Origin of the sequence: Aeromonas sp. S12(2024) (genome assembly GCF_041402305.1) — a bacterium.
GTDB lineage: Bacteria > Pseudomonadota > Gammaproteobacteria > Enterobacterales > Aeromonadaceae > Aeromonas > Aeromonas veronii.
In genome coordinates this window covers 41,580-56,164 of record NZ_JBGLRB010000024.1, presented here as the reverse complement: position 1 = coordinate 56,164, position 14,585 = coordinate 41,580, and the positions used below count along the sequence as shown (strand labels likewise).

Here is a 14,585-nt window from a genome sequence, read left to right as displayed (position 1 = left end):
CCTGATGGATTACTACAACTGGCGGCGTCCACATAAATACAATGACGGAATATCGCCAGCAAAAGCCGAAGAACGGCCTAACCAAGTGTCCGGATTTAGTTGACCACTACAAATGACGAAGCCTTCCAAACTGATCAACTTGAACCTGAGTTAAGACGCCTCGGCATCCCCTGGCCTGTCATCCTACTGCCCGGTATTGGCCACATTCCTTTGACCCTTGATAGAGGCGCCTTGAATAGCACAGTTCAGATCGTTAACACCCACGAGAGGGTGCCAAACGAAAAGCATTATTTATATCATGGCCATGACATAAATGGTGTCTCTGTTGAATACGCGACTATCAATTCCCGTAGAAACTAAACTCAACACCACCACATAAAATAACGTCAGTGACATATAAAAGTACCATGCTTTTATAAAAGCATTATCCCTATCACGATTATTGAATGACACTCGATTCAGTAGACATTACATTCAACTCGATTTAAATACATCAAGCCCTATAAAATAAGCCGAATCATGTCGCTCCAATGCGCTAGCATAGATATGCTTGGCATCAGTAAAAAACTGTTCCAATATAACAATTGCAGAATTTAATTTTTCCGTTAGCACATCATCAGCATCATTAATATGAACCATCATCAAACTGATGATATTAGCATAGAAATAATTTATTGACCCTATCAACACACGATAAAGATGGTTATCACGACTCATGAATAAATAAAGCAAATAATCATGATGGCGCTGCATTATCAATTGAACTTCATTGCAATCACGGGGAACTGCTTTCCAATCATCAAGCATCTTATTAACTATATCATAAAAAAATGGTACGTTAATGGCAGATTGAAAATCAATACTGGCAACATCAAATGGTTTGAAACAACGAAACAGCAAATCATCAATGAAGGCTCGCTTATTAAAAACTGGCCAATTGGGGTTTATCTGCTCAACCCGACGAGGTTCGGCACCACTAACATAGGCACCATCACTACAATTGATACAACGTACTTCAGGATTATTTTCCAAAACCTGAGCCATATTGTGAATAGAAAGGCCAAACAAATGATTGATACGAACTTCTCCACCAAAGTTACCACGAAAAGGAAATGTCTCTTTCAGATTTTGATGGTATTTAGCTTCTTGCTTTTCATTATAGTAAAGGCTCAAGCTGGAGTGGTGCTTATCGGCTGACTTATATCCATTATCAATACCAAAAAGATAAATATCTTTGAAACCAAGCAATGCTGCGTAATTAAGACCGGTATTCCCAACAAATGGGTTTGGATACTCGATTGAATCAAACTGAAACTGTTCACCAAGGTGAGTGGCCAGCAGTTTATACATAGGCTCATTTGGTTTGAATGCTAACCCAGTTTTACGGAAAAATGTCTTACACTCAGGATGAATAACATCCACGCTTAAAAAAACACTATCCTTGAGAAACTCTCCAGCATCCAAAATATGTAAAAAGTCTGCTGAACTTTTGGTACGCTCAACAGCAACATAAATGTCTGGCTTGATCCCAGCTTTATAAAGTGCGCTGACTGCAGTGCCACAGGCAATGATAATCGCCTGACGTTGATGATCTCGAATAAAATCAATGCTCTGATCTAACGATGGCCCGTTTCCAACAACAAATACAGGTATGGTCGCAGATAAAGATGTATCACGTTGGCGCAGAAGAAATGGTGTGCCATCTTGCAGATGAGTATGGCTATGAGCTAGAGCAAAGACATTATCATCAAAAAAGCCCCAACCCGTACGCAGCAGATAGAACTCATTTTCAACCTGGTTAATAAGCGAATGCAACTTTGGAGAATGATAATGGCAGAATGAGAAATATGCTGCAGACCAGAATGCACCTTTACGATGAAGCGCTTCCATCATATCGGCTGCTAATAATTTTTCGTCAACCCCTATAAATAAATGTAAGCTTAATGACTCTTGCTCCATATAATCCAGCAAAGAGCACCAGTCAAAGCAAAATAAAGATGCATAAAACATATCAAGATCTGGTTCGAAAGCGAACAGATTCTTTACTTTGCATCGCTCGTATAAATAGCCAAGTTGATAACCCAAACCTATTCCATACATCAAGGATAATGGGATATCCATTGATAGTGCACTCTTGAGTGATAACCCTTCGAGTGTTGATTGTTGTTTAAGCTTGGATATTTCGTTGTTATATTTTATATGTATTTGATCATCAAAATACCATTGTGGTGCAAAATCAATACATTGCAAAACACTTTGTTCAATTATTTCATCAATTTGTGATTCAGCATCTGCGAATGGATCGTCACCATATAACGAAACTTGATCATCAAGCCACAATATATTAGGGATGCCATTTTCATTGCAAAAAAAACGGAATGGCCGTACTGGTTGATATGACTCAAAAAAATCATATATGCTTGGCATGAATTTTTTAAAGGCATCCATGTTCATGGCAAAACGAACAGGCAACACCTCCAACATAGCAATTTCCTGTTGCTTTTGCTTCTCAAGGCGAACAAGTTCACTCTCGATATTTGTAATCTCTTGTTTAATATCCATGTATGCCTAACCTGCATTCAGCTTGTACATATCAGATGCTCGACCTGCTTTTGAAAATTTCCACAAAGCTGTTTCTGTCTGATTCTTTGCATATTCTATCCGCTCATGTATGGTTTGAAACTGCATTAATGCTTGTTGGTGATCCATGTCAAGAACCACATGTGGCGGGATATTCTGGAAAACAGCATCAAGGAGAATGAGATAATAGTCGATCAACTGTTCAGCCGTTTGCACATCCTCCTGTTCGAACAAGGTAAGTAATTTTTGACCTGTCGCGATTAATTCTGGCAAACGGCTATTGCTCATTCGGTTCCGCCCACTTTTTGTTGAGCCAATGCCTTGTCACGCTCCTCGACAGGAATAGCATCCCAACCGCTTTTCACGGTCAGCATCAGATTCATAACCTCATCGACAGCTGTAATATCCATATCACGGCTAGCATCCATCATCCGAGTTTTCATATAGTCATAAAGCGCAAAAAGATCTTCGGGAACCTTACCATAAGAGAGATCAAGTGAATCTTGAAGCCCGTTGATGATAGCCATGGCTTTGGAGATAGATTGGGATTTTTGCTCAAAATCTCGACGTTCGATGGCACCGCGAGCCTGAGCTAGACGCTCTAGGCAGCCTTGCATCAAAAGTTGAATCACGCGGTAAGGATCGGCTACTGCCAATTCGGATTGCAGATTCTGGGTGGTATAGGCTTTTATATTTTTACGATACATATGAGACACCACTCATCACTTCAAATTAACTATTTTGGGTATTCAGCAGGTTCAAATATGAAGCCGACTTGTTCATCTTTGCCAACATGGCATCCAGGCTTCCGTAACGGGCTCGCAAGGTCTCTTGATACTTGGTCAGTTGAGTAGCAACATCGGACTCTTTACGGCTTACTTCGCGCAGATCGGAATTCAGCGAGTCTTCTCGCTTAGCAAGTAACCCCCCGGTCTTGGAGTAAGTTTCCAGCTGGCTGGCCAGCTGACCTGCAACCCCATCCTTGCCGCCAAAAACCGCCACTACCTGATCGAAATTCTTGTCGATAGCTTCGTTGAACTTGGTATCGTCGATAGACAATACCCCCTTGTTATCCATCTTTATACCCATCTGGAAAATCGTTGAGTAAGTAGAGGACTTTTGTGAAGGTTCGGTGATAATGCCATTCATCATATTGATCACGGCACGCGTCGTTGCATCCCCCGCCAGAGCACCGCCATCATTCTGGCTCTTCCCTGCCACTATCGAGTTGCGCTTGCCAAGATCATTACTCTTCTTAACCAGTGCGTTGTAACCGTCAACAAAGCTTTTTACCATGTCCTTGATGCCAGCTTTGTCGGTGGTCACGTCAACTCGGTTGGACTTGTAAGTCTTGGTCACCGAACCATCGCTTGCAGTCGTACTCGTACTATCAGATTCCCTCAAAACTGTCAGTTTGAGGCCAACTATAGTGCCATCAAATGTGTTGGTAGCACTGGTCAGCGTATTTCCATCTACCCTGATTTGAGCATCTTGCGCGGATTGAGTTTTTGACAATTTAGAAGTGAAGTTATCTGCCAACTCAGTGGTACTTCCGGTGATAACCAGATCCTTACCACTCCCACTCACCCCAGAGTCGATAACAAGTTTAGATTTACCATCAGATGTGTTCATGATGTTGACATTAAGACCAAAATTATCACCATCATTATTGATGCGTTTACGAATGGACTGTAGCGAATCCCCCGCCTTCACATCAACATCAAAGGTTTTATCACCGGCCTTAAACGTCAAGGTTCCATCTTGAGTGATCATTGGAGTTGTCGAAGAGTCAAAACTGCCTTCAAATTTGCTAGTTTTCGCCAACTTTTCGACAGTTATATCGTATTGCCCGTTAGAGGAACCCGTTTTGCTCTCCACCTTGAGCACCGGATTATCTTTATCCTGGATAATATTAATCGAGCGTTTGTTGAACGCATCATCCTTGGACATGGCTTGGAGTGTCGTCACAAAAGAGGCGATGGCCGATTTCAACTGCCCAACCCCTGAGAGAGTGATCTGAGCATTGGTCTTCTTGGTGGTGATGGGCTGCAACAGCTGTGCCTTCTTGGCATTGACGCTTGCAGCAATGACAGACTCCAAATCCAGTCCTGATCCCGCACCAGCAGACGTAATAGTGGCCATTCTCACTCTCCTCGTAAACTTGCGTATTAAATCTCTTTATCAAGCAATAATCCGACTCTTGAGCCACCACCTATAACATCACCTTCACGGAGATCCTTGAGACGCTTGCTGATAGCCAGCAACTCTTCACTTGGTATCTGACGAATCATTGACTTGGTATTGGCATCCATCACCTTGATAACAACTTGCTCGAGATCCTTTTCGACGCTGAAGTTGACGGTCCATCCTTGTAACTTGCTGAACTCCTGCAAGTTTTGTACCTCTTTTTCAATGTCCTTATCAGAGACATCAGACTTGCGAACCTTTTCTTTGGCTCGCTCCTCTTGTTGCTTTTCCACATCCTGTGTCATCACCCGCTGCTCTTCCGCCATGCCAGATAGCACTTGAGCGGCCGATTGGCCGCTCTTGCTACTTGACTGAAGAGAAGAAGGAGTGACCGATGAGGGGATTCCAATGTCATTGGCCATATCGTCGCTCCTTTTCTATCTCATCACTACTCATTAACCCAACAGGGACAGAGCTGATTGCGGTCTTTGATTGGCTTGCGCCAAGATACTTGATGCAGCCTGCTGCAGGATATTCTGCTTGGTCAGGTTGGCTGTTTCTGTCGCAAAGTCTGCATCACGGATACGCGAACGTGCAGCACTCAGGTTCTCGGACACATTGGACTGGTTGCGAATGGTCGAGTCAAACCGGTTCTGCACCGCACCCAACTCAGCCCGTTTGCTATCCACGGCCTTTATCATGAAATCAAGGTTGGCCATGGCTGTCTGAGCATCTTTAGCGGTTTTAATACTGCTAACACTAGTTGTAGTAACCGCTGTAGTTGCTTTAGCAACAGTATAGGGCTCACCTGTGGTACTGGTAGTTACTGTTGCACTCCCTTTTGTCGCAGATGCAATACCCTTGATCGTGAAAGCAGATGTCATCTTGAAGGTAATTGTTTGCCCTGCATCTGCACCGACCTGGAAGGAGCCTTTATAAGTACCATCAAGCAGCTTTTGACCACCAAAAGTGGTATCGCCAGAAATACGATTTATCTCTGTCGTCAGTTGGTCATATTCCTGCTGCAAAGCGACACGATCATCCGTGTTGTTGGAACCGTTCGCTGATTGCTGAGCCAGAGTGCGCATCCGTTGCAACATAGTGGTCACTTCATCCATCGCACCTTCAGCAGTTTGTGCCACAGAAATACCATCGTTAGCGTTACGATTACCTTGATCCAAACCGTTAACCTGTGAAGTCAAACGGTTGGAAATCTGTAAACCAGCAGCATCATCCTTGGCTGTGTTGATACGAAGACCGGATGCCAACCTGGTATAGGAGGTATCCAGCGATTTGTTGGTATTCATCAAGTTACGCTGGGCGTTCAGTGATGAAACGTTGGTGTTAATGTACATAGCCATAAAATATTCTCCCGAAGAACATGCAACTGCAGGTTGCGTCGTCCAAACAAAACGACGGCCCACCGTTTGAAGAGCAGGTTGAACATTCCTGTCTCTTCAGGCGGGTGTCTGTTTGAACGAACAGGTCACCCGCAGTAGTGCAAACGTTGGATACCGAACACCCCTCGATTGCTTCACTTTATTTAACGGCAGCACAGAGGCAAGCTTTAGGAAAATTGTTGCCTAAAGCGGCAAGTTTTCTCCGGGAAGCGGCAACAGGACATGAATTGAGCTGCATCACCATACAACTCTCAGCTGATGATGACCCAGTTTACAGGAAGAAAGATGTTGGCATGGTTCATGCTTGTACTGGTAGAGTGACGTCAATTTGGCGGCACAATAAAAAGAGGCCGGTAAACCGGCCTAAACATGAGCATATGCTCAGGAGAATATGACCAAGCGTGACAGAACTGAACAACTGGACAACACTTGGCATTACTAGTAGAGATTTATATCTCTCCCGATAGAACAGAGTGCGACCCGAACACCCCTTTGTTCCATCTCTTGATCAGGGCGGCCTGAACAACCGCCCTGTTTTCTTTTGTTAGCCTTGCAGCAGTGACAGCGCAGACTGCGGACGCTGATTTGCCTGAGACAGAATGGTCGATGCTGCTTGCTGCAGAATGTTCTGCTTGGTCAGGTTGGCTGTTTCAGTTGCAAAGTCAGCATCACGGATACGTGAGCGGGCAGCACTGACATTTTCAGATACGTTAGCTTGGTTACGAATGGTAGAATCAAAACGGTTCTGAACAGCACCTAGCTCGGCACGTTTACTATCCACAACTTTAATCATGTAATCCAAGTTTGCCATAGCCGTTTGAGCATCTTTGGCTGTGGTAATAGTGCTGATGCTTGTAGTTGTGACATTACCTGTGTTGCTTTTAGTCACAGTGTAAGGCTCACCTGTTGTAGTTGTCGCGACTGTAGCATTCCCCTTCGTAGCCGAAGCCATCCCTTTGATAGTAAAAGCCGATGTCATTTTAAACGTAATTGTTTGTCCTGCATCTGCCCCCACCTGAAAAGAACCTACGTAACCACCATTGAGCAAGGTTTGCCCACCGAACGTGGTATCTTTAGCAACGCGGTCAATTTCTGTCATCAGTTGAGTGTACTCTTGCTGCAACGCGGTACGGTCATCAGTGTTGTTGGAACCGTTGGCTGATTGCTGAGCCAGTGTACGCATACGCTGCAGCATGGAGGTGACTTCATCCATCGCACCTTCCGCAGTTTGAGCTACAGAGATACCGTCGTTGGCGTTGCGGTTACCCTGATCCAACCCGTTGATTTGAGAAGTCAAACGGTTGGAAATTTGCAGACCTGCAGCATCATCTTTGGCGCTGTTGATACGCAAGCCGGATGCCAGTCGAGTGTAGGAAGTATCCAGTGATTTTGTCGTATTCATCAGGTTACGCTGAGCGTTGAGTGATGAAACGTTAGTGTTGATAAAAAGGCCCATGACTATTCTCCTAAGCTATTAAATTTACTCTTCTATTTGCTCGAGCTTTATTATTTTCTGTGCCCGATGCGTCTTATTTAACGGCTCGTTTTTGGATGTCTTTAGCATTTTTTTCAACGCTTCATCGCATTAACGCCGCTTACCTTATATATCGGCGGGTCGGGGGGATACTTAAGGAAAAAATCGGACCTTAACCTGTGATGGGCTCAACCTTCTGAAGCCCGCCAACGGCGCAGAGCTAAGGGCACGCACGAGCCTCGCCCGGTTCATGCCGCGAGAAAAAATCCGTCCCGACTCTCAATTTTGTCGAGCACTGTTGGCGATTGGGCTCACCAGCCCCTAAAATCGCGGCCCCATCAACAATTTGGCGTGAGTTGTTCTCCATGCAGACACTGGTTGAGCAGATTGTTTACATCAGCGACATGTTTGGTACTGCGGTATTCGCGTTTTCAGGGGTATTGGTGGCTGGCCGACTCAGGATGGACGGGTTTGGCGTCATGGTTTTGGCGGCGGTCACTGCCATCGGCGGCGGCACCATCCGTGACATGATCCTGGGAGCCACCCCCGTGTTCTGGGTGCGCGATCCCATCTATATCTGGGTCGTCATTGCGACGGCGCTGATCGGTATGTGGATGGTCAAGCTGCCCCGCAGGATGCCCTGGTATGTGCTGCCGGTGGCGGATGCCTTCGGGCTAGCCCTCTTTACCGTTATCGGCGCCCAGAAGGCCCTCAATTTCGGCACCCCAGGGCTGATTGCCGTGATCATGGGCACCATGACCGGGGTTGCCGGTGGCATGATCCGCGATGTACTGGCGCGGGAGGTTCCCATGGTGCTGCAAAAAGAGATCTATGCCACCGCCTGTATCCTCGGCGGCATTCTCTATACCCTGGCGCTGGAGGCGAACATGGACAGGGTAACGGCCATGCTCATCTGCATGACGGCCGTGTTTGGCCTGCGGGTAGCTGCTATCTACTGGCATCTGTCGCTGCCCACCTTCTCGTTGCAACGCAATTGAGAGCAGGCCTACAGCGTCATCATGTCGCTGTGGGCCACGCGTTGAACCAAATAGGCTTTTCTGTTGTCATAGAAGCAGTCGTTGTTAGCCGGAACTTCTCATGCGCAAAATCGGTATGCTTACCACCCTTCTCCTGGCGAACGTGACGGCAGCCCACGCCGAAGCACAAGTGGTATTTGGACGACTGGCCTCGGCGCCGGTGCAGCAGTTCAACCAGCAGATACGCCAGGCAAGCCATCAACAGCAAAACTGGGTTAATGACTACCGTGAGGTAGCTCTGCGATTCGTCGGTCATGGTGACACACCCAGTCGCATCCATGCCCAGCAACTGGACAATGATCTGGTGCTCTCGGTCGCCCTCGACGGCAGCAAGAGCGACATGATCTACATCCTGACCCTCTATCGCAGCAACAACCTGTGGCAGATGCGGGAGGCGGAAATGGGCTGGCGTTGTCAGGGGCAAGACTCCTTCACTCCGGTTCCCTGTCCCTGATAGTCATTGCTCACTCTGTGAAATAAAAAAATCCGGCACATTGGCCGGATTTTTTTATTGAAGGTAAAAAACACGCTTACGGGCGGTACACCTTGACGTTGTCAAAGCCCTTCTCTTTCAGATAGAGCGCCTGCAGCTTGCTCATCACACCGCGATCGCAGTAGAGCAGGTAGGTCTTCTCCTTGGGCAGATCGCCAAAGGCGGTAGCCAACTTGAAGAAGGGGATATGCAGCACTTCACGATCTTCCACCACCAGCGGCTTCTCGTCGTGTTCGTCGGCAGAGCGGATATCCAGGATCACCTCGTCAGCGCCCAGCACCTGAGTCGTTTCCACCTCTTGTACTTCAGCGGCAGTCTCTTCACCGATACGACGGATATCGAGGTAACGGGCCTCAGAGACCACCTTGTCCAGAATGGAGAAGTCAAAATTGGCCTCTTCCTCTTCAATGCGGGAGAGCTCGGCCTTCACGGTCGGCTTTTTGGAGATGACCCCACAATACTCCGGCATGGTCTCGGCAAACTCCAAAGTGCCGATGCGGCGGGCTTCACTGATGATATCCGGCTTGTCCCAAGTAATGAGCGGGCGCAGGATCACCTTGTCGGTCACCCGGTCGATCACGTTCAGGTTGGTGAGAGTCTGGCTGGAGACCTGACCCACACACTCACCGGTCACCAGCGCCGGGATCTGGAACTCGTCGGCCACCTTGGCGGCAGCACGCATCATCATCCGCTTGAGCACCACGCCCATCTGACCGTTGTCGATCTTCTCGAGGATCTCGGCAACCACCGGCTCAAAGTCCACCGCAGTGAAACGTACCCGGTGGGATGAACCGAAGCGGTTCCACAGGTGATAGGCCACCTGCTTGACGCCGATCTCGTGGGCCGCACCGCCCAAATTGAAGAAGCAGTAGTGCACCCGGCAGCCGCGCTTGATGAACTGGAACGACGCCACACCGGAGTCAAAACCGCCGGAGAGCAGACTCAGCACATCTTCCTGGGTCGCGATGGGCATGCCGCTCAGGCCCTGATGGATGGCGCTGACGATAAAGAGCTCCTCACCGTCGATCTCGAGGTTGATCTTCACATCCGGGTTCTTGAGGCGCACACCATTGCTTTCGCAGTGCTGATTCAATCCACCGCCCACGTAACGCTCAACCTCGAGGGAGGAGAACTCATGCTTGCCGTGGCGCTTGGCGCGCACGCAGAAGGTTTTGCCCTTGAGCTGGTCGCCCCATACGGCTTTCACCTGCTCGAAGATGTCGTGCAGATCGGTAAACTTGCTGGCTTGTACCTCGAGGAAGGCCTGAATGCCCGGAATACAGGCCAAAGCTTCGATAGCCTGCTCGCGGAACTGGTCATTGCGGGAGCTCACAATCAGCTTGTCCCAATCCATCCGTACGCGGGCATCGTCGTCGAAGCGGCGCAGGACATTGCGGATATTGCCCTGCAGGATCTTGATAAAGCGCTGGCGAACCGACTTGCTCTTGATGGTGATTTCCGGGAACAGCTTGATAATGAACTTCATGGTAATGACTCGGGTGACCTTGATTTAAGGGCGCGAATTATATCAGAACTTTGTGGCCAGCGCCTACTGGATGAGCGTTTGCTCACATTACCCCACGCAGTGTTTGCCGCGCGACCGCAATCTTGCGTATATTCCCGACCCTGCGCCTCGCCAGATTTTTGACAACAGACTGATCCGATGAAGACCTATATCTACTACCCCGGCATGGAGGTACGCGACGAGCTCTGGCTCAAATTTGCCTTGCTCTATCTGGAGCGGCTTGCCTTTGTCTTCACCGTCAGCGAAAAGAGCGGTCTCACCGCCCTGCTCGATACCCTTCAACAGCAGAGCGATCTGCTGGCCGAGCGGCCCGATACAGCCTTTTTTGCCGCCATTACCCCGCAATTGGAGAGCCAGATAAGCGGCCTGGTTGCCCCCGATTTCGTCCGCCACAAGGTGTTTGGCAACAAGGAGCTGATTGGTCGCTGGCGTCAGGAGGCCAACCACGACTGCTTCTGCCCGGATCAGGTGGGGCTGGAGCGGCTGCACGGCTTTTGCCTTACTCATGGCTTTGCGACCCGGGATGAAGGGGGGATCAGAATGGCGCGGCGCTTTGCCAACCTGATCTCCATGCGCCTTGCCCGTGAGTGGGCACTCGCCAATGACGGGGCGCTTATTACCGATCACGACTATCTCGACCGCCTGCTCCATCTGCTCGAATCCCGCTACCACAATCGCGGCGGTCAGGATTGCTTCCTCCTCGAGATCCCGTTGCAAGTGCCCACTCACCTGGCCGACATTCCGTTTGCAGAGCTGATTGCCCTGCGCGGGCGCAGCGGCTTTCGCCAGCAGTTGACCGAATTTCATCTGGCCCTCGACAACCTGCTCACCATGCTGGGTAGCGGCTATGCCGACCCGGCGGCCCTGACCCGCTTTGAGCAGGCTCAGCAAGGGCTCAATCAACTGCTCGGGCCCGAGACCCTCAGCATGCCACTCACCACCCTGGTCAGCACCAGCCTGCCCGCCGTAGCCATGCTCCACCAGTTAAAAGCAAGCCATCCCGAAAGCAACCTCATCTTCCATCCCATCAAAAAGAGCCACTTTCACCAACGCAAGAGCCAGCACTTCTTCACCCGGCTCGGTCATCTGCGCCAACCGGGCTGAATTGGCGGAATGAAAAAGGGGTTGGCATCTGCCAACCCCTCTCGTTTTCTGCGGCCTACCAATCATCACCCCGGTGATTGGCCCGCTCTTGCGCCTGCCTGCGCGCCTCCATCGCCCTGTCACGGCGGATATTGGAAGGGGTACAGGCAAACTGTTTCTGATAGCAACGCGCAAAACTCTCGGAAGCAGGTTCGAAAGGTGAATAGAACCCGGTACGTTCAGGAGAAACATGGTGATCACCATGATTGGTTGTGGCACAACCCGAACTCATCAGCACCAGCAAGGGACACAGAACACGCAACAAAAGAGAACTCCTGATTGGATTTGAATGAATTCGTAATTATTCACAAATTAATTCATCCAATCAAATATTGATGCATTTCAAATAGTTAATCACATTCACCTCAATGGTTGTCGGCAAAACGCTCAACGGGTGATGGTGCTGGCATCACCGTCAGGATGCACCACGCGAAACTCGATACGATCGCTGTTGCCCGCTTCATCCACCACCACCAGCTGATAGCGCCCCGCCACACTCAGCACCTGATCCCCATCCCAGCGCAGCCGCTGGCCGTTGAGAAACCAGGCCGGCTTGCCGACACCGCCCAGCACTTTGGGTTGCAACCGGTAACGCTGGCTGCGAATAAGGTTGCCCTCCCCCAGCGCCACGATGCGAATGGGAGCCTGCAGCTCGGCACTCTGCCCCTCCCCTGCGCAGCCGCTGGCCAGCAGCGCCTGCCGTCGCTCGCCGGGGGACCGCCACGGCTCCAGCGACAATGGCCAGAGGGCCCGAAAACCGGATTGCGCCGCATCGGGGCAACGGGTCAGCGTCGGCATGCCCGCGGCGGTCAATGCAACTTGACGCAGCGGCGAGGGCCAGTCCATGGGATCCGGCAAGGTGGGGGGATCGCGCCCTTCCAGCAGCCAGGCGCTCTGACGCTGCAAACAGGCCTCTGGCAGGGTGGCGCTCGTCTTGCGCCCCAGCGGCCAGCAGATCTCGGCCTCGCTCACCGTGTTGGGTTGTGCCGGCAGGGGGCTGTTGTCAGCCAGCCGCGAGTAGACCGAAAGCAGCAGCGGCACCGCCGCGCTCTGCCCGTAAAAACCGGGCATGGGGGTGCCGTCGGGGCGCCCAAGCCAGACGCCGATAGTCCAGCGACCGGAGACCCCCATCGCCCAGCTGTCGCGATAGCCATAGCTGGTGCCGGTCTTCCAAGCCAGCCGATTGACCCGGCCGGTCGCCTCGCTGGCAAAAGGCTGATCCGCCCGCCCCTGCGCGCTCAGGATCTGCCAGATGATCCAGGCCGCGCCCGGGCTCAGCAATGGACGTGACACCGCCTGCTGCCCCGCCAGCCAGACCGGCATTGCCACCTGCCCCTCCCGGGTCAGCGCACTGTAGAGCGCCACCAGCTGTTCGAGCCGAATGCCCGCCGCCCCCAGCGCGATGGCCGGGTTGGGCTTGTCGGAGAGCGCCAGTCTCACCCCGGCGTTGTCGAGGCGACTGACCAGCTTGTCCGGCCCAAGCGCCTCCAGCACCTGCACCGCCGGCACGTTGAGGGATTGCTGCAGCGCCTGCGCAAGGGTCACCGGCCCCTGAAAGGCACCGGAAAAGTTGGCGGGGCGATAATCAGACCCCAGTCTCGGCGCATCGGAGAGCAGGGAGGCCGAGTGCACCAACCCCTCGTCCATGGCCAGACCGTAGATGAAGGGCTTGAGGGTAGAGCCGGGGGAGCGGATCGCCTGCACCATGTCGAGGTAACCGTGGCGACGCAAATTGCCATACTCGGCGCTGCCCACATAGGCGCGTACCGCCATGGTTTTGTTGTCTACCAAGAGCAACGCCGCTGAGGTCTGCTCGGGGAAGCGGCGGATATAACTGGCCACCCGTCCCTCCAGCCAACGCTGCAGATCCCCGTCGATAGTGGTGTGCACCAGCGCCCCGGTCTGATTGCCAGCGGCGAGGCGGGCAAAGAGCGGCGCCTCCATCGGCGTGAAGTGACCGCGGGCCAGCACCGGCTCGATACGTCCCTCCAACCACACCGGCTCGGGCCAGACGCCCTGCGCCACCAGCCGCTGCATTACCTTGTCACGGGCGGCGCGGGCCCGCTCGGGATGCCGGTCCGGCCGGTTGCGGCTGGGAGCCTGTGGCAGCACCGCCAACAGCGCCGCCTCGGCATAGGTCAGCTTGGCCGCACTCTTACCGAGATAGGCAAAACTTGCCGCCTGCACCCCCTCCAGGTTGCCGCCAAACGGCGCCCGGTTGAGGTAGACGGTGAGCAGGGTGCGCTTGTCGTAGTGCCACTCCAGTTGCAGCGCGCGGGCCATCTGGCGCAGCTTGCCGGGCACGCTCCGGTGGTAGGGCTCGATAAGACGCGCCACCTGCATGGTAAGGGTCGAGCCGCCCGATACAGCCCGCCCATAGTGCAGCCACTGCCAGACCCCGCGCACCATGGCCACCGGATTGACCCCGGGATGACGCCAGAAGTAGCGATCCTCGTAGCCCAGCAGCGCCTCGATATAGCGGGGGGAGATCTGCTCCAGGGTCACGGGGTAACGCCACACGCCGCTGGTATCGGCAAAGGCACGCAGCGGTCGTCCCTTCATGTCGAGCACCACCCGTGCGTAGGCAGGGTCGAGCGGTGGCGGCGGGAAGAGTCTATCCAGCGCCAGCAATGACAGGAGCAGTGCTACAACTCCCAGCACCGAGAAGAGCAGCCAGCGTGGCAGGCGACCAAGCCAGCGCCAGCAAGCGTGGCCAGTGCGAACTAATTTCAGCCAGCCACGCTGC

Annotated in this window: 12 protein-coding genes; 3 read left to right on the top strand and 9 right to left on the bottom strand. The window is 51.7% G+C overall.

Translation table 11 applies throughout. The features are described from left to right. Nucleotides 1–474: 474 nt before the first annotated feature. From ACB035_RS19005 to flaA, 7 genes are all read right to left on the bottom strand, one after another. On the bottom strand, nucleotides 475–2,562 hold the full coding sequence (locus ACB035_RS19005; RefSeq protein ID WP_371167922.1) for a 6-hydroxymethylpterin diphosphokinase MptE-like protein: 2,088 nt from the start codon (nucleotides 2,560–2,562) through the stop codon (nucleotides 475–477). 6 nt (nucleotides 2,563–2,568) lie between these two features. Beyond that, nucleotides 2,569–2,868, bottom strand: coding sequence for a hypothetical protein (locus ACB035_RS19000; protein WP_371167921.1), 300 nt, complete (start codon nucleotides 2,866–2,868; stop codon nucleotides 2,569–2,571). Further along, a complete protein-coding gene (gene fliS, locus ACB035_RS18995) occupies nucleotides 2,865–3,287 on the bottom strand; it encodes a flagellar export chaperone FliS (RefSeq protein ID WP_371167920.1) in 423 nt (140 codons plus the stop codon). The genes ACB035_RS19000 and fliS overlap by 4 nt, the downstream gene beginning before the upstream one ends. 25 nt (nucleotides 3,288–3,312) lie before the next feature. Beyond that, nucleotides 3,313–4,722, bottom strand: coding sequence for a flagellar filament capping protein FliD (gene fliD, locus ACB035_RS18990; protein WP_371167919.1), 1,410 nt, complete (start codon nucleotides 4,720–4,722; stop codon nucleotides 3,313–3,315). Nucleotides 4,723–4,748: 26 nt separating this feature from the next. Continuing rightward, complete coding sequence (locus tag ACB035_RS18985) at nucleotides 4,749–5,189, bottom strand: flagellar protein FlaG (protein ID WP_069556070.1); 441 nt, start codon at nucleotides 5,187–5,189, stop codon at nucleotides 4,749–4,751. Between the two features lie 33 nt (nucleotides 5,190–5,222). Next, the gene (flaB, locus tag ACB035_RS18980; protein ID WP_371167918.1) at nucleotides 5,223–6,128 is read right to left on the bottom strand and encodes a flagellin B; all 906 of its coding nucleotides are present in this window, start codon (nucleotides 6,126–6,128) and stop codon (nucleotides 5,223–5,225) included. Nucleotides 6,129–6,711: 583 nt separating this feature from the next. Next, nucleotides 6,712–7,623, bottom strand: a complete 912-nt coding sequence (flaA, locus tag ACB035_RS18975) for a flagellin A (protein WP_371167917.1) — start codon at nucleotides 7,621–7,623, stop codon at nucleotides 6,712–6,714. A gap of 383 nt (nucleotides 7,624–8,006) precedes the next feature. On the opposite strand from flaA, the gene ACB035_RS18970 reads away from it, so the two are divergent. Together ACB035_RS18970 and ACB035_RS18965 are read left to right on the top strand one after the other, a co-directional pair. Beyond that, nucleotides 8,007–8,639 carry a trimeric intracellular cation channel family protein gene (locus tag ACB035_RS18970; RefSeq protein ID WP_040067176.1) on the top strand — a complete coding sequence of 211 codons (633 nt, stop codon included), beginning with the start codon at nucleotides 8,007–8,009 and terminating at the stop codon, nucleotides 8,637–8,639. 100 nt (nucleotides 8,640–8,739) lie between these two features. Then, complete coding sequence (locus ACB035_RS18965) at nucleotides 8,740–9,132, top strand: hypothetical protein (protein ID WP_005333978.1); 393 nt, start codon at nucleotides 8,740–8,742, stop codon at nucleotides 9,130–9,132. Nucleotides 9,133–9,208: 76 nt separating this feature from the next. On the opposite strand, the gene thiI is transcribed toward ACB035_RS18965, so the two are convergent. After that, the gene (gene thiI / locus ACB035_RS18960) at nucleotides 9,209–10,657 is read right to left on the bottom strand and encodes a tRNA uracil 4-sulfurtransferase ThiI (RefSeq protein WP_139463962.1); all 1,449 of its coding nucleotides are present in this window, start codon (nucleotides 10,655–10,657) and stop codon (nucleotides 9,209–9,211) included. A gap of 177 nt (nucleotides 10,658–10,834) precedes the next feature. On the opposite strand from thiI, the gene ACB035_RS18955 reads away from it, so the two are divergent. Beyond that, complete coding sequence (locus tag ACB035_RS18955; RefSeq protein ID WP_371167916.1) at nucleotides 10,835–11,800, top strand: hypothetical protein; 966 nt, start codon at nucleotides 10,835–10,837, stop codon at nucleotides 11,798–11,800. Nucleotides 11,801–12,226: 426 nt separating this feature from the next. Here the strand turns inward: ACB035_RS18955 and pbpC are convergent, their stop codons facing one another. After that, the gene (pbpC, locus tag ACB035_RS18950; RefSeq protein ID WP_371167923.1) at nucleotides 12,227–14,572 is read right to left on the bottom strand and encodes a penicillin-binding protein 1C; all 2,346 of its coding nucleotides are present in this window, start codon (nucleotides 14,570–14,572) and stop codon (nucleotides 12,227–12,229) included. Nucleotides 14,573–14,585: the final 13 nt, after the last annotated feature.

Coding starts and splice junctions, on each gene's coding strand:
- ACB035_RS19005 (WP_371167922.1), bottom strand. CDS start 2,562: ATGGATATTAAACAAGAGATTACAAATATCGAGAGTGAACTTGTTCGC.
- ACB035_RS19000 (WP_371167921.1), bottom strand. CDS start 2,868: ATGAGCAATAGCCGTTTGCCAGAATTAATCGCGACAGGTCAAAAATTA.
- fliS (WP_371167920.1), bottom strand. CDS start 3,287: ATGTATCGTAAAAATATAAAAGCCTATACCACCCAGAATCTGCAATCC.
- fliD (WP_371167919.1), bottom strand. CDS start 4,722: ATGGCCACTATTACGTCTGCTGGTGCGGGATCAGGACTGGATTTGGAG.
- ACB035_RS18985 (WP_069556070.1), bottom strand. CDS start 5,189: ATGGCCAATGACATTGGAATCCCCTCATCGGTCACTCCTTCTTCTCTT.
- flaB (WP_371167918.1), bottom strand. CDS start 6,128: ATGGCTATGTACATTAACACCAACGTTTCATCACTGAACGCCCAGCGT.
- flaA (WP_371167917.1), bottom strand. CDS start 7,623: ATGGGCCTTTTTATCAACACTAACGTTTCATCACTCAACGCTCAGCGT.
- ACB035_RS18970 (WP_040067176.1), top strand. CDS start 8,007: ATGCAGACACTGGTTGAGCAGATTGTTTACATCAGCGACATGTTTGGT.
- ACB035_RS18965 (WP_005333978.1), top strand. CDS start 8,740: ATGCGCAAAATCGGTATGCTTACCACCCTTCTCCTGGCGAACGTGACG.
- thiI (WP_139463962.1), bottom strand. CDS start 10,657: ATGAAGTTCATTATCAAGCTGTTCCCGGAAATCACCATCAAGAGCAAG.
- ACB035_RS18955 (WP_371167916.1), top strand. CDS start 10,835: ATGAAGACCTATATCTACTACCCCGGCATGGAGGTACGCGACGAGCTC.